Raw genomic sequence first — 20,100 nt, forward strand, 5'->3', positions numbered from 1 at the left:
TTATGATTGTAAGAAAATAAATTCCACGGCTTATTCTGATAATTTTACGGAATTTGAAACAGGTTAAGGCTTTATAACTGGGAAAAAATAAGAATGAATTTTTAGGAAAATTTTAAAATTAAAAAGTGTAGTGAATAAATAAAATCTAATTTTTGAGTCCCTTACTTTATAATCAATTGGGTCTTGCATTTTACCAGAAATTCTATCCAAGGTGGGAAGAAATGAAGCGTCAGTCCATTAATTGGTCTATCCCCCTTCCGGTGGACACATCTGAAAAGCCCCATGCGAGGTGAGGAGGTGTGACATGGAGAACCGCAGAAAGCCTAGCCAGGAGCTTCGGTAAACTTGTGGCAGCAAACTCCCATTTCTCCGATTATCGGGAAAGTGAACCCAAACAGTCTCTACGCCAGATGACATATTCCGTAAAAGCCAGGAGTGAAAGTAAGAACACGGTGCGAATGCGTCCGAATCCAAAGCATGCGAAGTTGGTCGTGGCATTGAGAATCCCAAAGCCGGCATAGGCCAGGAAGACTAATAACGCCCAACGTGCAAAACAACGAAATCAACACGGATTGACAAACTCGCTGCACGAGTTTGTCAGGCGGTTATAGTTGGCGTTAGGGTGTATAGCCTACCCTATTCGTAAAGTTCCTTGCCTGCCAGAGGAGGAAAAGCAAAATATGATTTCAAATTTCAGGATATTCAGAGTGCGAACCGTTTTACAGGGAGGTACGTTGTTGTTTCCAATTCGTGGAACGATGCTCCTGATGAGCCGCACATGCCTTGTAACGGCATTGCTCGTGTTGATGGCCGGCTTGGGGCAATCGGTTCACGCCGCAGACAGAGGTCCGACGAAGTTTCAGCGCATTTCGACGCAGTACATCGCCGCATTGGGTGCTCCAAGGGCAACCTCCGGGAGCGGGGCGGAGTCGTGGGGTCTCTGGCCGCTGGATCCGGGTCCTCGGGGAGTGAAGTTGAGCAGATTGGAGCAGTTGGAGAAGGCGGGTGGCGTCGCCCCTGCACGCTGGAAATTCGACCACACCGACTGGTGGCTGGAAGAACACGGCCTCATCATGGAGCAGCCGACATTTCCGCTCTCTCCCGGCAAATACCTGGTCACGGGTGACCGCGAGGTCACGACCGTGCTGACCATTCATCCGCCTGACAATGATGGCAATAGGCGCTGGGAGCTCGATGACCAGGCGACGCTCTATGATGTGACGCACCTGAGGTGCCGATCCGCGCGCTATACGCCGACGACCGGTAATGATTCGTGTTCTCCGGCAAACGTGCAGCAGACTGCGTTTCCGGTCACTCCAGGTGGGACGATGCCTCCAGTCGAGGGCTGCAAGAAGCAAGACTATGCGGTTCTCATCGTGATCGCTGTGGCCGTGGAAGACGAAGGCCGATGACGTCGGCAAGATTCGTCGCGTAGAGCGAGATTCCGCCCAACAAGTGCATGCAGTCGGGCAAATCACTCGGTACGCTTGCGGTCTGCCGCTGATGCGTTGCGTAATGGGGTGTTAACCTCTCCCAATCCAAAGCATCAGGAATGTGTAGGCCGTGAGAGCTATATTTGCCTTGCCGACCTATGCCCTACTTGGAAGGATGTGAAACCACAGAAACTGTAGGTTTCGTTCCCTATCCCACCCCTGCTGCTCCCACACCCGCGTGTACCAAAGCCATCACGATTACAAAATCTGGGCACAATGGCGAACTTAATTGCCTGTAATTATGCGGGTATAGGTTGATGTGTGTAGGTGTTTATAAACTGGGTGGTTTGGCCACAGCGTGGGCCTGTGAGTGTGGGGGAGGTGGCCAAATAAACATTTCTTTGAAATATTTTGTATTTATTCGTTTTTTTTGCTTCAATACAAATATTATTGCTTACTAAACTATAGGGAGAACTCAATTTGAAAATATTCCGGGAATAACTATCAATATTCTGGAGGTGAACATGGCAAGTAGAGAAGATGAAATAACAGGCAAAGTCCATCTTGTTCTTAAAAAATTTTCCATGGATAGCGGAACAAAAATTTCTCCTCACCTTACAAAGATTATTTCAACTATTTTAATTGCAATTGAGGTAGACCCACATCCTTCCTGGGTAGTTCGCAAAACTGAATTAAATTATTTTGTGGAATCATATATATCGGCCATTCCACTATTTCTTTCTAAAGTAGTGGCTATACAAAGGTCATCAAAAAAGGAAGTTACTTCATTTGACTTTCTCCATTGGTTTTCGGAGTCATTTAATCAAGAAATGTGTGTTATTCCAAAAAAAATGGCTAAAGGTAACCTACCTCATGTCATCGGTACTGTTTTACCCAGGAGGGGGAGTGGACTGGAGCTTTTAATACCTGAAATACAGGTTATAAAAGCTAGTAGTAAGAAAACAAAAGGTAACGAAGGACTCTTAGGTCCTTATCAAAATAGGTGAAATTTAAAAATAAAATTATGGATGCCACAGATAAGGCGGAAATTCAAAAAGCTATTAAGGATATGGTGGGGCAGGCTGTGAGTATGAATCCTGACCCCAATCCATGGTCCATTATGGAAGAGTTTACCAAGACTGTTGTGACACTTTCGAGTGCACTTCTTGCGATAACGGTGACATTTTCCGGAAAATTAATTGGAGATTTAGATTCGTGGGCTTCAGGGATACTTGTGGGCTCCTGGGCTTGTGGGGCTGCCTCAATTATATGCGGAGTTGCAGCACATGGTTTAATTGTTCGTTTTTTGAAAACAAAAAAGGGGGCTTGGGCTACGCGCATGGCAAATACAGCATTTATTTTTCTGGTCATATCAACGACGGGTATTGCTGGGTACGGGTTTTTAATGGCCAAAAATAGTCAAGTAAGTAGCGCTGTAGAGATTGCTCAGATTGTTTTAAAAGATATGCCAAATATTTCAGGTTTAGAAAATACAAAATGGGATCTGATTTCTCTAGAGTTTAATAATTTAAAGAATATTTATAGTTTAATAATAACCGAAAAGGAAAATGGCCAAAAATATAATGTTTCAATTACCTCAAAAGGTAAAATTTTACGGACCAATAAAATTAACGCGGCGTAAGGGAAAGACCCCCTAGAAAAAAGTAGTTGGTTGCGTACTCACCCATAATTGGCATACCTGGCTAATCACCGTCGTGAACTGATCTTCCTCCTGAGCTAGTTCCGAACGTTGATACTCCTGTTCCCATTGTTGCTGCTTTTCCTCCTCTCCTTTCTCCATTCTAGGAGATTACGCACCAAACGCACTTTCCTTTTAGCCATAACAATTGGGCAGGTGGTCAAGTCAAGGAGAGTTCTTAGTGATAAAAATTAAGCCGAGGTTTTAATTCTAGGAGTTTTTTATAAACCGTTTTATATCGAAAAGACTTTGTGGGGTTAGTAAAATGCCGATGGTGGAAAAATTTGGTTGACTGGCTTGCCTAATACATTCTTCAGGCACAATTTCCATGATTATTCTCTGAGCCGGGTTGAATCGACGTTTGGGCCATCCTAATTGTTTCAGAAGGATTGGAGCAGAACCCTCTTCTGTTTCAATCATTAATTTTGCTAATTCTAAGGCATCTTCCTTTGGATTCCACCGCATAATTTGATGATCAACTTGTTCATAGGCTGCCTCTTTAAGTCGGACCTCCCATCCAGTTAATTGGGGTTGTATCTGAAGTAACCCGAGGTGGTCTAAATCATAGCAAGCATCTTGGATTGCTTCTTCGGAGTGCTCTGGGAAAATGGTCTTAAGTTCCGTGATTTTATAACGCTTTGAGGCGAGTCCGTCTGGACATTCTCTAATAAGTGTGGTCAAGATTTCGGCCGGCAGTTCTTTAAGAGGTTGCCTAAATGCTCGTAAAGTTTGATTGATTTGATCTGTTGTTTCATCGGAGGCCATTTCCCAGGAATTTTTTATTTGTTTTGCAATTTTTTCTGCCTGGTTCGCCTTCTTCAAAACTAAAGAGTAAGTTGAACCGTGTTTAGGCCAGAGGGCAATACCAATTGATACAGTTAGGTGGTTAACGTCTTCATTTACTTGAAAGCCCGTGCCTTCAAATTCTGAACGAATTTTTTCAGCAAAGGAAGTTGCTTCTTGCTTATTCAGGTTGGGAAGAATGATTAAAAATTCCTCACCTCCCTGTCTGTAGGCCTCTCCCCTTGCATACGCTAATCCCCGAAGGAGATTCATAGCCTGAGGCAATATGGTTTCATCAACCACAGATTCGGTGTATTGCTTGTTTAGAAGTTTGAAATTATCAATATCCACAAAAAGGATAGCCAGGGAACGACGTAAACCCTTTAGCTCTGTTGTCCATTGGTCAAAATCCGTTTGGGCTTGCCGGGCACTGAACAAAATCCCAAACTTTTGTTCTAGTTCCTTGGATGCCGGCCTAGTAGCATTTGGGCTATTCCTGATTTCGTCAACCCAGAGGTCTATTTGAGCATTGGCCCTCCATAAGGCAGCCTTTCGTTCCTGGAAAAGATCATTGTCATAGCGACCTTGGTCCTCAACATTACCTCGGCCATACCTGTCTACTTGTTGCTTGCACCAAATATCTGAAACAAAGGGTTCAAGTAAGGCCTTGAGTTCTGTAGTTAAATTGTCAGAATAAGATAAGTGAAAAGCCCGAAAAACCTTTTCTAGATTTTCCACACCTTTATTAATTTGCTGACCAAGACGCCATTTTGTAGTGTCATGGTGTAATCCTACGAGGTTTTCAGGAGATACTAGCCCTCTTTTTGCATAATCTGCACTTCGGTTGGAAAAAACCTTTTTAGCTTCGGACTCAATATCCTCAATGGATATTTTCATCAGTTGCTCAAAGCGGCTTTTAAAATCAGGAGATAACAAAATTTTTACCTTGTGCCTGTTTAGTTGTTTTCCTAATACTGGGTAACAAAGCGATCGCTGCTCCTCTTAATGCGGTCCAATGTATGGTTATAAATATTGATTTGTTTTAGGGACCGGTTCCTTAGCATACATCGGTTGGACATTATAAAAGCCTTCCCCTTTTAAAGCCATTGTATTGGGGGTATGTCGAAGCGAATTCTTGTTAACCATTGGTCTTTTCACCGACCGGTCCTTTGGTGGTGAGGTTACGCCCCATCAATTGGGAATTCAAAATGTTAATCTTGGGGATTTTAAAAGTATCCTTGTAGTATCTATCGGCTTTGAAACATTTTCTAAATTGTTAACGTTTTAATCCAAAAAGACACCAGTTGAATCATTGCTAAAATTTTGCTACCCCAGAAGAGAAATTTCCAATCTTCCTACAATGAGTAAGCACATATAAGGGCATATACTGCCCTCATTTACCTAAACCAATAGGATATTCAGTACGTGCTGCAAAGGGGTAATTACCATAATTTTTTGAGTGCCTGCGCTTCGGAAATACGCTGAAAACTACCTTTGCAAAAACAACCATTAATTTGAAAGTATGTTATATAAAGCGTTCCTCCTTTTCCCTATATCTTGGTCCGCCTGGGTGTATACCCCCAAGAGCTTCCCTTTCTGACTAACAAGATAGTCGTGATTGAAAGATAAAATTTCTAACCTATCGTCATAGATAATATGCAACTGATTCTCATAGTGTTTTGATCTTGGAAAGATTCTCCAGTTAACAGGCTCACCAGACAAAGTACGTGTTTTTCCTTCACTTGGAAATACAACTAGAGCATTTTCAAGCTCCACAATTACACCAAAGCTAGCAACACTTGCAGAAATAATTTCGCCCTTCCAAGATTCAAAGGGTACAGAGCCTAGAAGTTTTAAATTTTCATCCGCTTTCCAAGGGTTATATTTGACAACCTTAATTTTGTTTCCATTTGCTTGGCAAAGCTTATCTTTTACCCCCCAAGAGTAGCCGCTGGCTCCAAAAATATCTTTCGCTGAAATTAGCTCCTGGAATTTGCGTTCTCTGCCATACTGATTTTCTTCTTCTTTATATGAAGCTAGAAAGCCAGTTTTAATTGACGACCCATAAATGCTGTAGTAAGTCCAATTGCAGTCTGTACAGTAATTAGAAGCAACCTGCGCTGGTTTATGGATGAGTCCATCTTCTAATTTCATTTCGTACAACCCTTCCTTACCGGCAGCAAGAGCAATAGATAAATAATTAGCTGCTATACCAAGAACCGAGCCATCCCATACTTTCTCAGGTCTGGCACTAACTCCATATTTTGTAGTTTTATTACAGCTTCCCCGCATTAAGCCGCTTTTTGAGCCTACATAGAGTTCCTTTTTATAAATTTCAACATCGCTATGCGGAAAGAGGTATTTGTTATCCAACTGTCCGATAACGTCTTTGCTGAGTTTCTTGGGAGTTATCTCTAATTGCAATTGAGAAAGGTCTTTGAATTTTCTTTGCACAATTTCTTTGATTTCTTTGTCGCCACATAACAATTTAAGATCCGCTCCATATAAATAGTCGCTACGGAGGAAGGCACAGGTGAGCGGTAGTCTATGCTCATCAAAAATTGAGAATTTGCTTATTACGGAATCCCAATTAACTGTTGTGATCTCTCCATCCATTCCAAATAAATGTAGCCTCCCCGAGTACAGGAAAGAATCCCAAAATCTTCCATGAATTATTAATTTCAGAGGCTGCATGGTTGTCCTTTTATAATTTTGCGAATTTTTGCTGCCTTTAAAAGATTTAGCATTAACCACTTTTTTAAAATTTCGGTTTCTGGAATATCCTGAGCATTATTTTGGTGGTCGGCGGGGTAGCCATGCCATAAAGCTTGCTGCCTTGTGCTTCTAGAATTTACAAACTTTGCAATGAATGTTTCTTTATGGCTGCGTGCTAACCGTCCCAGAAAGACTGGTGCTCCATTTGGACAGTGCAATCCCCATCCCTCATGCTGATAAAGCCAGCCATTACTTTCAGCTTTTGAAAAGCAATCAATCTCTTGAGTTTGAGGAATAATCCATTGGGATTTTCTATTGTTTCCATTTCGATGACTTGGATTGGGTGCATACATATCTACTTGCCTCATCACAACTTCTGGAAGAACTTTTATTAATAAAAATATATTGTTAAACGACTTAAGTGACCCTTTTTTGTTCTGCCATTAAAGGGGACCTCAAAAACGTTAGTAATTGAATCCACATAGGCTGCCCAAATTGAAAAATAAAAGCAATACGGGATGATTTAGCTAACTCCAGGATTGGAGGAATGATACATGCGACACGTTTAGGATCAGCAATTTATGAGGGCTTACCTATTTACTGTCTCAAAATGAATAAATACCGTTTTATAACAAAAAGTTAGGCGAAAATTATCTAGGTACTGGTCTATCCCCCATTTGGTGGACACATCTGAAAAACGCCATATGAGGCGAGGAAGCGTGCCATGGAGAAACGCCGAAAGTTTAGCCAGGAGCTTGGTCGGACTTTTGTGATCCAACTCCCATTTCTAGGATCGTTGGGAATGTGTATCCAAATAGTCTCTCCGCCAGATGACGTATGCCGTAAAAGCCACGAGTGAGATAAAGAACGCGATGCGAATGCGTCCGAATCCAAAGCATGTAAAGTTGGTGGTGGCATTGAGAATGCCAAAGCCGGCATAGGCCAGGAAGACAAATAAGGCCCAACGACGCAGCTTGAGAAAGCCATACCCTATGGCGACATGAAGTGCGGGGGATTGCGCTTTGAATAACAGACCTAAGATTCCTGTCGGTTTGGTGCAAAAGACGGACAGGTGGTATTCAGGGTTCACCAAAATAATATACAGGTCCATGAGGGCTGTCCACAGAAACAACCCGCCAAGAAACCGCAGGTCGTGAGCGCGTTTCCAGGCAAGGCGTAACGTGTCCAATTGGCCTGGTGGGGTTGGAAGATACGCTTGATAAGCTTGAAGACACCACCACGGCAAAATAACCAACATGCCAAAGAACAAGCCCGCTCCCAGTCCTCCGACGGCTCCGAGAGCCCAGGTGACGACACCGAGCAGGCCTCCCACCATCAGCACCCAGATCATATGAATGGGATACCCCCGGACCAGTTGTCCAAGTCCTGGAAGGAAAGTCGAGAGAATCCCCCCAAGCGGAGACGTGTGCGAATGATCGGATGTAGAACAATTCACTTCAGATTCCATGGGAAGGAAAATGATAGAGATGTAAGTGCCTGAGGGCAAGCCGGGCAGAGGGGGTCTGTTGAAAAAAGCCGCCAGCGGCGTTCTCGCCATTTTTCCGTGCTCACGTACTAAGCGTACGCTCCGCGCGTAAAAACGGCTGCGGCCTTGCTGGACGGACTTTTTTGAACCGACCCGGAGCCTTTGATGAGTAATCTATTCCTGGGCAAATTTGTCCTTGAAAATCTTTATTATTTAACACTCCCAGAAGAGATCGACAGGATGCCATCGAAAATACTCGGCCTGATGAAAATGAGATTTCAACGCCTTATTCGCCGGAACTTCTACTCGATCGGCAGGCTTGTGGAGGAAGGCAGGAGCGCCGATCTGTCCTAGTCTCTGATCAGGGTCGGTGAGGCCGGTGATGACCATGACCGGAAGATAAGAATCAATGTAGGCTAGGCTGCTGAGGACGTTGCTAAGGCCAAAACGCTCATCCAGCCTAGGGAAACCAAAAGCACATGTATTTCCATGCGGATGAATGAATAGAAGGGATAGGCCAAATTTGGCTTCAGTGGACCATACCGCTTGCGACCAAGGTGGCGCACTCGCGCGTTTCCGAAAACGTGGACCGTTTCTTTTTTCCTCTTCACCAGAATCGATTCCGGTTTCTATGAGCACCAGTCCCTTTTTCCTTCTTTAACGGGAATGGCAAGTCCTTGGCTGACCAAGAGCTCGGAAAGATCCTGGTCATCAGCAATCAACCGTCCCACGATTTCTCTACGGTCTATCGAGGAGGAAATGAGCTCAATGTGAACGGCGGAGGAAAGAAATCCATGGATGAGTTGCTGAGCCTGTCGGCCCAACAACGTTTCCTGTTCGCAGGACGCCTTGATGTGCGGAGTTCGGATGCCTGCGAGTCGGATGACTAGGCGTTTTGCAGCAGGTACGTTCGTCTGTTGGAAAGAAAATTCGCACTGGTTACTATCGGAGCAGCCCTGGTACACCAGTGGAGAAAAGGAGGATGTCTCGGGCAGTTGGGAGGCTTCCGGGAATGGGAGCATGCGATTGGGATCCACATAAGCGGGAAGTCCCGGGAGCGAGTCCTGCGAAGGCGTAAGAATCGACCATTTATAGCGACCCGGGTTAAACTCTCCGTCGATACCGTACACACCGACAATCCCTTGTTTATAAAAGTATCGCCGCTCAAGGACTACACCCTCGGTCTGGGCAATCAATTCTTCGCCCCACAGCGAAAACAGACCAATTACGAGTAGGAAAACGCGGGGAATCATGGTAAGAAATCCTAGCACTTCTGATTTCTTGGGAAAAGTCGGGCTAAGCGATGGTATATCGCTTTTTTTGATAAAAGCGTATATTTCTTCCATTCTCTTGAAGGTAGACTTTGCCCTTGACGGTATGTCCTAATTTACCCTGGTGTTTCCTCACCATACCTCACGATCCCATGCTTTGCGATTGATCAGTTGTCGTAATAAGGAGAAGAGTTCTCATGAAAAAAATCCAGATGCTGCTTTTCATCTTACTTACTGTACTCTTCCACGCAACGGTCTCCGCCCAGGAAGTGCTTCCCCGACCGGAAGGACCCTTTGAGGGAAAGATTGGATTGACGTACAAAGATTCCCAACCTGTCAAACCTCGGCTGAAGGTCCCTGAAACGTTTGGCTTGACCGATCCACCCAATATTCTCATTGTTCTGCTTGATGACGTGGGTTATGGGCAGATGGGCACCTTCGGTGGCGCCATTCCGACTCCCACCTTAGACCGCATTGCCAATAATGGGTTGCGTTATACCCGGTTCCACACCACGGCGCTCTGCAGCCCAACTCGGGCAGCACTCTTGACGGGGCGCAACCACCACTCCGTGGGCACGGGGGTCATTGGCGAAGCCGGAACTGGCTTCCCTGGGTATACCGGCATTATCCCGGCATCGGCCGCGACCTTTGCGGAGGTGCTTCGGGAGTACGGATACGCCAATGCCTGGTTTGGCAAAAACCACAATGTTCCAGACTGGGAGACCAGCCTTGTGGGGCCCTTCGATCGTTGGGCGGGTGGATTGGGGTTTGATTACTTTTACGGCTTCGTCGGTGGTGATACCGACCAATTTCATCCGGCCTTGGTCGAAAATAAGAAACGTATTGAACCCCCTGATACCAATGAAGATGGCTCGCCGTATCACTTGACGACAGATCTGGCTGACCACGCCATCCGGATGATCCGGGCGACTAAAGCCGTGGCTCCCCAACGACCGTTCTTTGTGTACTTCTCCACCGGTGCCACCCATGCTCCGCACCAGGTGCCACAGGAATGGATCGCCAAATTCAAGGGACAGTTTGACATGGGGTGGGACCAATATCGAGAGCAGACCTTTGCGCGACAACAGCGCCTCGGGGTTGTTCCTGCACACGCACAACTCACCCCGCGCCCTGCCTCGTTACCAGCCTGGGATTCATTGCCTGAAGATGAACGGAGGGTGTATGCCAGGATGATGGAGGTCTTTGCCGCCTTCACCGCTCATACCGACCATGAGGTAGGACGGCTCATCGATGCGATCGAGAATTTGGGGCAACTGGATAATACCCTCGTGATCTACATGGCCGGGGACAACGGGTCGAGTGCCGAAGGAGGCTTACATGGGCTGCTCAATGAAATGACGTTCTTTAACGGGCTTCCCGAATCGTTGGAGGCTAAGGTCGCTTCCCTCGACACCCTAGGGGGAGAGAAACATTACAATCATTTTCCCGCGGCTTGGGCTTGGGCCATGGATACGCCGTTCCAGTGGACGAAGCAGATTGCCAGCCATTTTGGTGGAACGCGCAATGGCCTCGCCATTTCATGGCCGCAGCGCATCAAGGCGCGAGGGGAAATCCGAAATCAGTTCCACCATGTCATCGATATCGCCCCGACTATTCTGGAAGCCGTTGGCGTGCAAGCCCCGGCTCAATTCAATGGAGTTGCCCAAAAGCCCATTGAGGGGATCAGCATGGCCTATACCTTTGATAATCCGGATATTCCCGATCGGCGAACTACCCAGTATTTCGAGATGCTCGGGAACCAAGGCATTTACCATGACGGATGGATGGCCAGTGCAATACGTGGGATACCCTGGCTCAGCGAGAACACCCCTGCCGACCTGCTGGACATGTCCTGGGAGCTCTACCATGTGGAGGAGGACTTCAGCCAAGCCGTGAATCTTGCAGAAAAGAATCCGGAGAAGCTCAACAACCTCGTCAAACTCTTCTTTGCCGAAGCTGCGAAATATAACGTTTTGCCTCTCGATGATCGGAAAACCGAGCGGTTGAATGTGGCAAACCGCCCAAGCCTCACAGAAGGTCGTACCTCTTTCACCTATCCGAACTTGCTTCGGCTTCCTGAGGGGGCCTCCCCTGATCTCAAGCACAAGGATCATACGATTACCGCCAAGGTGGTAATCCCTGAGAGTAAGGCTGAGGGCATGCTCTTCACTCATGGAGGTCGCTTTGGGGGGTATGGGCTGTATGTGCAGAAGGAACGCCTCATCTATCACTACAACCTCGTTGGTGTCGCACGGTATACCATCATGTCTAAGGAGCCCATTCCGGTAGGAGACGTGACGCTCAAAGCCGTGTATAAATCGGACACGGACAAACCGTTTGCCGGAGCCACCGTGACCCTTTATGCGAACGGGAACCCAATCGGGGAAGGCCGAGTGGAGAAAAGCATTCCGAACCGCGTGACTCTTGACGAAACGCTCGACATTGGTTTTGACACGGGTACGCCGTTGACAGAAGGATATGAGTTACCCTTCAAATTCACGGGCCAATTGGCGGCAGTGACCATTGAATTGAACTAACTCATCACTCTACCTCGGTCCCAGAATGATTGACGTTAGCTCTTATCGCCACAAGCGTAAGTGGTCAAAATCTTGTCTGATCCCCTATGGTCAAGCAACTATTAAGTCTGCCGTTAATACAGAGGAAGGGGCTCGCCCGATTTCCAGAAACAGATTTGGGGTTAGGTAACTTTTTTTCGAGCTGTGAGATGGTTTGGTCGCATCGCTAGCAGCCTCAAGTAATAGTCGAAGCGCTCGGTTAATGAACTCGTCGTTGGAAAAGACCTTTGCAAGATCGGGGTCGATGAGTACGAGATTGGTGTCTGCTTTTGCCTTTGAGTAATACTTCCCTCTCACGCCACCCTTCAATTTTGGAAAATCATATTTTTCACGCATCTCATCGTTTCCAGATATCTTGCGCATAGCCTTCCCTTTCCTGTTTTGTGGCTGGGATTCCTTATCTCCACATGTCCGCCCGCAGTGAACCGAGGCATCTGATTAAAGAATGCTAGGTAAGTTTTGATGGCCTTGGCGACATGTGATGGGTTGTTGAAATTGGGCAGGGCAGCTGAGCCGGATGATCCGCAAATGCTTCTGGTCGAGCAAGCAAGATAGGCTAAACTTCTGATTCAATACTGTGAAAGTTGATGTTAGTGATACCAGCTAGGCCTACCGAGCCAGTGCACGGGCGCAGAGCACCTCGTCTTCGCGGAGGGCTTCGAGGGCAGAAGCGGGGACGGTGGTGACGGCAATTGTATTCCCAACGGCGTTGAAGACCTCGATGGAGTATCCCTCCGTGCCGTCTGGAGCATTATGGTGTTCCACGAGTTTGACAATGTCGCCGCGACGGAGACAGTGCTCCGGTACGTCACACGTCAACGCCACATCAGTGTACAGCTCAAATTTCATCATTTCCTCCGCTTGTCTGGTATGAGTGTAATAAACTTTGTGACACCCGACAAGTTTTCGGTCATCCAGATCGTGCAAACAGCCAGTTTCACCCCATTTGGACCGGTGAGACTGGCGCGAATCTCATGGTACCGGCCAAATTTGTTAGATTCCAGCTCAATGGCTTCACACGGCAAAATCTGTGTACGCAAATCCTGTAGCAGTTTTGCAGCGTTTTCCAGCCTATACCCTGCCCTTGCCAGAAAGGCCGATTTATCGCCTCGTGCTTGCGGCAAAAGCAAGTAATGCGTCAGCTTGTCCTCGGCGATGGTTGTGTCTGCGGGGAGTTTCATTGGGCATTCAGCCGGGCAGTGTGTTCACGGTCTGCTGCACGGTTTGGATAGTTACGGCCAGGTCTGCCTTCCGAAACGATGCCTCTAGTGAGTTTGACCTTGGGGCTTGCCTATGGACAGGAATGGTATCGGGGAAAGGTGGCGTTCACATTATAATGGTGGGCCGTGTAGGGGTCGAACCTACGGCCCGCTGATTAAGAGTCAGCTGCTCTACCAACTGAGCTAACGGCCCCACCGAGATGCAGAAAATTTTAGGAATGTATTTTACGGTTTTTCCAGAACCACGTCTGGATATCGGAGAATTCTCCCTCCCCTATCCCCTCCTTACAAATGAGGGGGATCATTTGTATCTCTTTATTCGCTCAAAAATTCATGTGCATGGTGCGCCTGACAGGATTTGAACCTGTGGCCCCTTGCTCCGGAGGCAAGTGCTCTATCCACTGAGCTACAGGCGCAAAATTGTGTTCATTGGCAATTACACCGGCCTCTAGTTCTTGTGGCCTCTCAGCCAGGAGAGAGGGAAAACAGAGGACAACAGCCCCGGAAAAGTTCTGAAGCTAGCATGGATGTTTAGGTGATGTCTACCTGCCGGAGGCCATGAATTTATTCGCAGGAGGGCGCCGGTTCCATGCTGCCCTGGTACTGCTCAAAGACCGCGGTGGAGGCCTGGACCAGTTCGGGTGATTCCCCTAAGACCGTGGTTAACAACAGTTCGACATCTTGTGGCGTAAGGCCATTGGATGGAGCAATGAAGCGTTTACGCGCGATCTGGCGTTCCTCCGGATCATCGGGTTCATAATAGCCCAATAATTCTCCTGATTGCACCGCATCCGTTAATCGTTGGGTCCATTGGTCGATGAGTGCGGGTGTCCAGTTTTTTGTGGTCAGGTGATCCTGGAAAAGTTCCAATTTGGTCCATAACACCCAGCCGACAAAGACGGCCCAGGTTTCGTTCATGACTTCCCACGTATCCTGATCCGAGAGAAATCGCAGTTCGGTGGCCCCTTTGAGCTGGCGAATAGGATTGATCCGGACAAACCGGTAATGGCAGGCCATCTGGTTGTTGGCGGCCTCCAATACCTGCTGGTCTTCCGCAGTCAGGGCTTGTCCATGATCAGTGGCGTAGAGATAGTCCAGATAGGCATGCAGGAGTTCATGATAGAGCAGCGCCACATCATGGTGAGTCATCCGGGCCAGATCGGCCAACGCGCCCCCGGCTTCATTAAAGGACAGACGCAGGTTGAGAATCATGGTGTGATCGTGTGGATGATATTCTGCTGCATAGGTGCGGAGGTCTTCGAAGTGTACCGTGACAAATGTGGGGTCGATGTGTTTGAGGAACCCCGTTGGCAGCCCAAGGGTATCGGCTTGCTGCAGAAGGGCAGGCCATGGATGCCGGGGGTTGGGACGACTTGAGGTGGTGTCCTCAGCGGACCAGGCTTGGCTTGGCATGTTCACACTTATCAGGCTGACCAGAATGGCCAGGCCCATCCGAACGAAATATGACACTGTTTTACCTCCAGGAATAGGTTTGATCTTCTTCAACTAAACTCCAAGTGTCGAAATAGGATGGCGGGATGTGATCCAGATACCGTGAGGGTTTCGTGAGGACCGATCCGGTCATTTTATCGTACACATTGATGGGGTAGGTGAGGAAGAGGTGGTGTTTGGCTCTGGTGACCGCGACGTAGAGCAGCCGGCGCTCTTCTTCCAGTTCTTCGGGACCCATGAAGGAGTAGGCGGAGGGAAACCGTCCGTCCACCAGCCAGATGACAAAGACGCATTGCCACTCTAAGCCCTTTGCCGAGTGAATGGTGGAAAGAATCAACCGCTCATCGTCCCGATCGGGGGCATCCACGTCCACCACACTTTCATTCGGGGGCTCAAGTGTGAGATCGGCCAGGAAGTCGTTGAGACTTTCGTATCGTTCCGCCATGACGGATAAATGTTCCAGGTCCCGAATCCGCTTGGGGTAATCGTCATACTGGTCTTTGAGGAGAGGAACATAGTATTCCATCATTTCCCCGAGCAGCGCGGCGGGGGTGAGGGGATCTTCCGTGACCTGATCCAGTGTGGCGGCCAGTTGGCGCAATCCCGAGGCGGAGCGGCCGGTGCTGTGCTTCAAGACCTCATACTGGCCATGGGCTTGGAGGATGGACGCGATCAGGTCTTTGGCTTTTTTGGGGCCGACCCCTTCGAGGAGCAAGAGGAGCCGGTTCCAACTAACGGTGTCCAACGGATTGTGAATGATCCGCAAATGGGCCATGAGGTCTTTGACATGCGCCGTTTCGATGAATTTGAACCCGCCTCGTTTTATGAATGGGAGGTTTCGGCGGGTGAGTTCCAATTCGAGGTCAAAGGCATGAAAGCTGGATCGAAACAGCACTGCGATCTCATGTAAGGGGATACCTTCTTCCCTTAATTCCAGAATTTTTTGAGCGATGAATCGCGATTGGGCATTTTCCCCCATCGCCTCTACGACGGTGGGTAATGGTCCTTCCTCCTTCCGCGTAAACAGCGTTTTACTGTATTTTTCCGGCGCTGCTTCGATGAGTTTGTTGGCCAGTCGGAGAATCGGTTGCGTGCTCCGGTAGTTTTCCTCCAATTTGTAAATGACGGCCCCAGGGAAGAGGTCGGGAAATTCCATAATATTGCGGAAGGTGGCGCCGCGAAAGGCGTAGATAGATTGCGAATCGTCGCCCACCACCATGACATTGTCATGGGTGGCCGCCAGATTGCGGACCAATGAGGCTTGCAGGCGATTGGTGTCTTGATATTCATCCACCAAAATATAGCGAAAGATCTGACTGATGGTTTCTCTGGTCGGTTGGTCGATGACCAGAAGTTCAAGGAGTTTGACCAGGAGGTCGTCGTAATCCACGAGTTGCCGTTGGCGCTTGGCGGCCTCATAGGCGGCCTGGAGTTTCTGGAGTTCTCCCAGATACTCCCCGAAGTGGCTGTATTCGTTGATGACAATGTTTTCCAGGCTTTCCAGTGTGTTGGCCGTTTTGCCGAATATTTCGGATAGGGTATGTTTGCGCGGGAACCGTTTGCCGGTATCATTCAGCCCCAATTGGCCACGGAGGAGGCTCAGGAGATCTTCAGAATCTCCACGATCGAGTATCGTAAACCCCGGTTCCAGGCCGACGGGACGGCCATATCGTCGAAGGAGGATATTGGCCATGGAGTGGAAGGTCCCACCGCCGACTTGCTGGGCGCGGAGTCCGATGAGGAGTCCGACCCGGCTGAGCATTTCCTGTGAGGCTTTTCGGGTAAAGGTCAGGAGTAATATGGAGCTGGGTACAATGCCCAGGTCGATGAGTCTGGCGACCCGGTACACCAGGGTGCGTGTTTTTCCGCTGCCGGCGCCCGCAATGACGAGGGCTGGACCTTCCACGGCTTCCACTGCGGCGAGTTGTTGGGGATTTAATTCTTCCGCGTAATTACGCGATAATTTTGGTGGAGTAGACTCCTCCAGTGGGCGTTTCAGGACATAAACTTTGGATGGTGGCGTAGTGGAATCCATGAATCCATGGGCAGGTTTTGACGGGAGATAAGAACCCGAGTTTCGTCTTACGAAGATATTTGGCCGTGTATAGCATACGTGGTGGTGGGTTGCAACGCGAATGATATTAGGCTTGGACAGGTCTTCTATCCTCAGTTATACTTTACTCAATTAGGGAGTTAAACATGGCCAAACAATCTGCGGAAAATTACGAGAATGTGCTGAAGGACCTGGCTCATACGATGATGAGCGTGGCTCGGGAATCGGTCGGTCTGATCAAGCGGTCCGACCAAAAGCTAGCCATGAAGCTGCAGCGGAAGCAGGAGTGGGAGATTTATTTAGAATTCCTGCGCATGCTGTTTAATCTTGTGGATCGACTGTCTGGGTTTTATATTCCGATTCAGGCCCAGAAGGAATTTATGAATAGTTTGGAAGATTCCGTGGCCCACCAATTAAAAACCGTCCTGGCCCCCTCTTTGAGTTCGAGTGAAGTGGACGATATGGAGGTGACGCTGTCTGTTGGGCAGGTGGTAGCCGATAGTCGGAAAACCTATGAAAAATTTAAGTTTGTCGTCACAGACCAATCCAAAGAGCGGGATCAATATTTCCAGTTTTTTTCGGAACGAATTGCCTCAAAAGCCGGAGCCCCGGGCAAACAGGAAATTACCGCTGCGGCATTTTTATGTGGAAGCGCGGTCGTGCCGGCTCTGAAAAGCTTATTCGAAGATGCGACTCAACCCAAAGTAGAACCGGCAACGTCTGCGGCTCCCCCGGCGGCGAAGGAAGGGGCCGGTTCATCGGCGGCGGCTCAAGAAGGCAGTTCTTCAACGAAATCAGGTGCCACGGATACGGCTGGCAAGAACCTGATTAAATTGATCAGCGTGGTGTCTCGCGCACAGGGGGAAGAAGTTGAATCCTGGTGGGGGCTCCATCCACAGTTTCGCCGCGACCTTCCAGAGGATGAGGCCAAGGAATTGGCCAAGCACATGAATCGGGCGACCCGGATCGTGGGCGAGCGGTTTGCGGTTGTGGCTTCCTTGGCGCAATCGGAGACGAATCCAAATCAACCTGTTGGGAATGCCTAACCCTTTCTAACTGACTCTTCTGAGTGTTCTCTTTTACCACTTCAACATGTGTTCATGGTTGGTGAAGATCCTTCACCATTGGATGATGTCATCTTTTTGTGAGTGTACCCTATGAATCAATCAACTCGTTTGTTGACGGAAGAATTTCGCAACCTTTCTGAGTTAGCTCATAATGTCTGGTGGAGTTGGTCTCCTGAAGGCCGGGCTGTATTTTCTTATATTGATCCCACGCTCTGGCGCCTGACGTATCACGATCCTATTAAACAGTTGCAGAAGATTGCCCCTGATCGGTTGGATGTTCTCGGGCAAGATGTGGTGTTTCTTTCCCTGTATCGCGAGGCGATGAAGGCGTTTCATGCTTATATGGAGACCAAGGACCACTGGTTTGGACGAACGTATCCCCAGTGGCAGGATCGCACCATTGCCTATTTTTCGGCAGAATTTGGATTGCATCGTTCGGTTCCCCTGTATAGCGGGGGACTAGGGATTCTGGCTGGTGACCATCTCAAAGAGGCCAGTGATCTGGGAGTTCCGTTGGTGGCTGTCGGGTTTATGTATAGCCAGGCCTATTTTCGGCAGGTTGTGGATACCAACGGTTGGCAGGAAGCGGTGTATGATTCCGTCGATCCGATGATGATGCCGATTGAGTTGGCGCGGACACCGGCCGGGGATTTGGCAAAGATTCAAGTCCAACTGGGTACCCGAATGGTCGCGTGTGTGATCTGGCAAATCCAAGTGGGCCGGGTTTCGCTTTATCTTTTGGATACAGATACACCGGAAAATTCACCAGAGGACCGTCATCTGACTGCTCGGCTTTATGGAGGGGATCATCGCACACGGCTTTGTCAGGAGTTGTTGTTGGGCATCGGCGGTGTACGGGCTCTTCGTGCGGTGGGCCATGATCCCAATGTGTGGCATGCCAATGAAGGACATCCGGCTTTTTTTCTGGTTGAACGGATGCGGGAACTACTTCAACAAGGGCTGTCCTGGTCGGAGGCGGCCGATCAGATCCGTCAGAGTACCGTTTTCACAACCCACACGCCTGTCCCTGCCGGGCACGATGTCTTTTCGGGGGACCTCATTCGCGAACATTGTCATTGGTGGTGGGAAGAGTTAGGCCTCACACAGGAAAGTTTTATGGCGTTGGGTCGTCATCCGGAATTATCACCTGATCAATTCCATATGACCACATTGCCTATTCGTCTAGCCTCATTCATTAATGGCGTGAGCAAGGAACATGAATTGGTCTCAAAAAAAATGTTTCACATTCTGTGGCCGGAACGGCCGCTGCAGGAGGTGCCCATCCACAGCGTCACCAACGGGGTGCATGTTCCCACGTGGATTGCTCAGGAAATGGATGTGTTGTATCAAAAATATCTGGGATCTGACTGGCGGGAACGGTGTGACGACCCCAACATGTGGCAGAGGATGAAGGAGGTGCCGGATGAGGAGATATGGGAGGTCCGGAAATTTCTGAAACGAAAGCTGATGAGCTTTATCCGTCAGCGCGCCAGGATGGGATGGATGGATGGGACGATGGAGCCTATCCAGGTGTTGGCGAGCGGGGCGTTTCTTGAGCCGCATGCGTTGACTCTGGGATTTGCGCGACGGTTTGCGACCTACAAACGGGCCACGCTGTTGTTTTCAGACCTGGAGCGGCTGAAACAGATTCTGTTGAATCCGTGGCGGCCTGTTCAAATTGTTTTCGCCGGAAAATCTCATCCGGCCGACCAGGCAGGGCGCGAACTCATCCATCGTATTTATCAATTTGCCAAAGCGCATCATCTGGGCGGCCAAATTGCGTTTGTCGAAGATTACGACATGCATGTGGCAAAATTTTTGGTGCAAGGGGTCGATGTCTGGCTCAATAATCCTCGCCCGCCGTTAGAGGCGAGCGGGACAAGCGGCCAGAAAGCCGCTTTAAATGGCGTGCCCAATTTGAGCGTGTTAGATGGGTGGTGGAAAGAAGGCTATGATGGCAGTAACGGCTGGGCAGTGCCTCTCCCTGAATCGCCACTTGGCGATTGGGCCCAGGATGACCTGGATATGGTCGGCCTCTACACCCTACTTGAAAACGATGTAATCCCGTTGTTTTACGACCGTGGTGTTGATGGCATTCCACATGGGTGGTGCACTGTTGTTAAAAACTCAATTCGGACATCGGCTCCACGGTTCAGTGCTCGCCGCATGCTCAAAGAATACGTGAAGCGTGCGTATACCCCGCTGTTTTCCGAGGCAGGGAATGCACGAGACGAAAAACTGGCCTGAATCTCTCATCGTGGTCTGAAAATTTGTGTCTGATGCGTGATAGGCGATTTGTTGCGCAGAAGTTCATGGACACCCGTATCACAGTTGTACCTTCTGCA

16 protein-coding genes, 2 tRNA genes and 1 pseudogene are annotated in these 20,100 nt (G+C 48.6%); 6 read left to right on the forward strand and 13 right to left on the reverse strand.

The window, feature by feature from the left end:
- The first annotated feature begins 707 nt into the window (after positions 1–707).
- From PJI16_05705 to PJI16_05715, 3 genes are all read left to right on the forward strand, one after another.
- Positions 708–1,412, forward strand: a complete 705-nt coding sequence (locus tag PJI16_05705) for a hypothetical protein (GenBank protein ID MDT3777053.1) — start codon at positions 708–710, stop codon at positions 1,410–1,412.
- A gap of 545 nt (positions 1,413–1,957) precedes the next feature.
- Entirely contained in the window at positions 1,958–2,440 is a 483-nt protein-coding gene (locus tag PJI16_05710; GenBank protein ID MDT3777054.1) for a hypothetical protein, read from the forward strand.
- Positions 2,437–3,075, forward strand: a complete 639-nt coding sequence (locus PJI16_05715; GenBank protein MDT3777055.1) for a hypothetical protein — start codon at positions 2,437–2,439, stop codon at positions 3,073–3,075. Before PJI16_05710 ends, PJI16_05715 begins: the two co-directional genes overlap by 4 nt.
- 267 nt (positions 3,076–3,342) lie before the next feature.
- Here the strand turns inward: PJI16_05715 and PJI16_05720 are convergent, their stop codons facing one another.
- The 6 genes from PJI16_05720 to PJI16_05745 all read right to left on the reverse strand — a co-directional run bounded on the left by PJI16_05720 (position 3,343) and on the right by PJI16_05745 (position 9,369).
- On the reverse strand, positions 3,343–4,851 hold the full coding sequence (locus tag PJI16_05720) for a GGDEF domain-containing protein (GenBank protein ID MDT3777056.1): 1,509 nt from the start codon (positions 4,849–4,851) through the stop codon (positions 3,343–3,345).
- A 573-nt stretch (positions 4,852–5,424) separates the two neighbouring features.
- Positions 5,425–6,531 (reverse strand): hypothetical protein, encoded by a 1,107-nt coding sequence (locus PJI16_05725; protein MDT3777057.1) that lies wholly within the window; start codon positions 6,529–6,531, stop codon positions 5,425–5,427.
- A 65-nt stretch (positions 6,532–6,596) separates the two neighbouring features.
- Positions 6,597–6,983 carry a hypothetical protein gene (locus PJI16_05730; GenBank protein MDT3777058.1) on the reverse strand — a complete coding sequence of 129 codons (387 nt, stop codon included), beginning with the start codon at positions 6,981–6,983 and terminating at the stop codon, positions 6,597–6,599.
- 434 nt (positions 6,984–7,417) lie between these two features.
- Positions 7,418–8,086: a hypothetical protein gene (locus PJI16_05735; protein ID MDT3777059.1), complete on the reverse strand. Its 669-nt coding sequence runs from the start codon at positions 8,084–8,086 to the stop codon at positions 7,418–7,420.
- A 243-nt stretch (positions 8,087–8,329) separates the two neighbouring features.
- Positions 8,330–8,755 carry a hypothetical protein gene (locus tag PJI16_05740; GenBank protein MDT3777060.1) on the reverse strand — a complete coding sequence of 142 codons (426 nt, stop codon included), beginning with the start codon at positions 8,753–8,755 and terminating at the stop codon, positions 8,330–8,332.
- Entirely contained in the window at positions 8,746–9,369 is a 624-nt protein-coding gene (locus PJI16_05745; GenBank protein MDT3777061.1) for a thermonuclease family protein, read from the reverse strand. Before PJI16_05745 ends, PJI16_05740 begins: the two co-directional genes overlap by 10 nt.
- 215 nt (positions 9,370–9,584) lie before the next feature.
- Here PJI16_05745 and PJI16_05750 point away from each other — a divergent pair, with 215 nt between their 5' ends.
- Complete coding sequence (locus PJI16_05750; GenBank protein ID MDT3777062.1) at positions 9,585–11,924, forward strand: arylsulfatase; 2,340 nt, start codon at positions 9,585–9,587, stop codon at positions 11,922–11,924.
- 207 nt (positions 11,925–12,131) lie between these two features.
- On the opposite strand, the pseudogene PJI16_05755 reads toward PJI16_05750, so the two are convergent.
- The 7 genes and pseudogenes from PJI16_05755 to PJI16_05785 all read right to left on the reverse strand — a co-directional run bounded on the left by PJI16_05755 (position 12,132) and on the right by PJI16_05785 (position 16,670).
- Positions 12,132–12,326: pseudogene (locus tag PJI16_05755) on the reverse strand (hypothetical protein).
- 246 nt (positions 12,327–12,572) lie between these two features.
- A complete protein-coding gene (locus PJI16_05760) occupies positions 12,573–12,812 on the reverse strand; it encodes a DUF4926 domain-containing protein (protein ID MDT3777063.1) in 240 nt (79 codons plus the stop codon).
- Positions 12,812–13,144: a hypothetical protein gene (locus PJI16_05765; protein MDT3777064.1), complete on the reverse strand. Its 333-nt coding sequence runs from the start codon at positions 13,142–13,144 to the stop codon at positions 12,812–12,814. Before PJI16_05765 ends, PJI16_05760 begins: the two co-directional genes overlap by 1 nt.
- 156 nt (positions 13,145–13,300) lie before the next feature.
- Positions 13,301–13,376 (reverse strand) — tRNA-Lys (locus PJI16_05770).
- A 147-nt stretch (positions 13,377–13,523) separates the two neighbouring features.
- Positions 13,524–13,599, reverse strand: a tRNA-Arg gene (locus PJI16_05775).
- Positions 13,600–13,747: 148 nt separating this feature from the next.
- Entirely contained in the window at positions 13,748–14,653 is a 906-nt protein-coding gene (locus PJI16_05780; GenBank protein MDT3777065.1) for a hypothetical protein, read from the reverse strand.
- Between the two features lie 4 nt (positions 14,654–14,657).
- Positions 14,658–16,670 (reverse strand): ATP-dependent helicase, encoded by a 2,013-nt coding sequence (locus PJI16_05785; GenBank protein MDT3777066.1) that lies wholly within the window; start codon positions 16,668–16,670, stop codon positions 14,658–14,660.
- 164 nt (positions 16,671–16,834) lie between these two features.
- Here PJI16_05785 and PJI16_05790 point away from each other — a divergent pair, with 164 nt between their 5' ends.
- Positions 16,835–17,734, forward strand: a complete 900-nt coding sequence (locus PJI16_05790; protein MDT3777067.1) for a hypothetical protein — start codon at positions 16,835–16,837, stop codon at positions 17,732–17,734.
- 111 nt (positions 17,735–17,845) lie between these two features.
- On the forward strand, positions 17,846–20,002 hold the full coding sequence (gene glgP, locus PJI16_05795; protein MDT3777068.1) for an alpha-glucan family phosphorylase: 2,157 nt from the start codon (positions 17,846–17,848) through the stop codon (positions 20,000–20,002).
- Positions 20,003–20,100 lie beyond the last annotated feature (98 nt).

Origin of the sequence: Nitrospira sp. MA-1 (assembly GCA_032139905.1) — a bacterium.
In the GTDB taxonomy this organism is placed as follows: Bacteria; Nitrospirota; Nitrospiria; order Nitrospirales; family UBA8639; genus Nitrospira_E.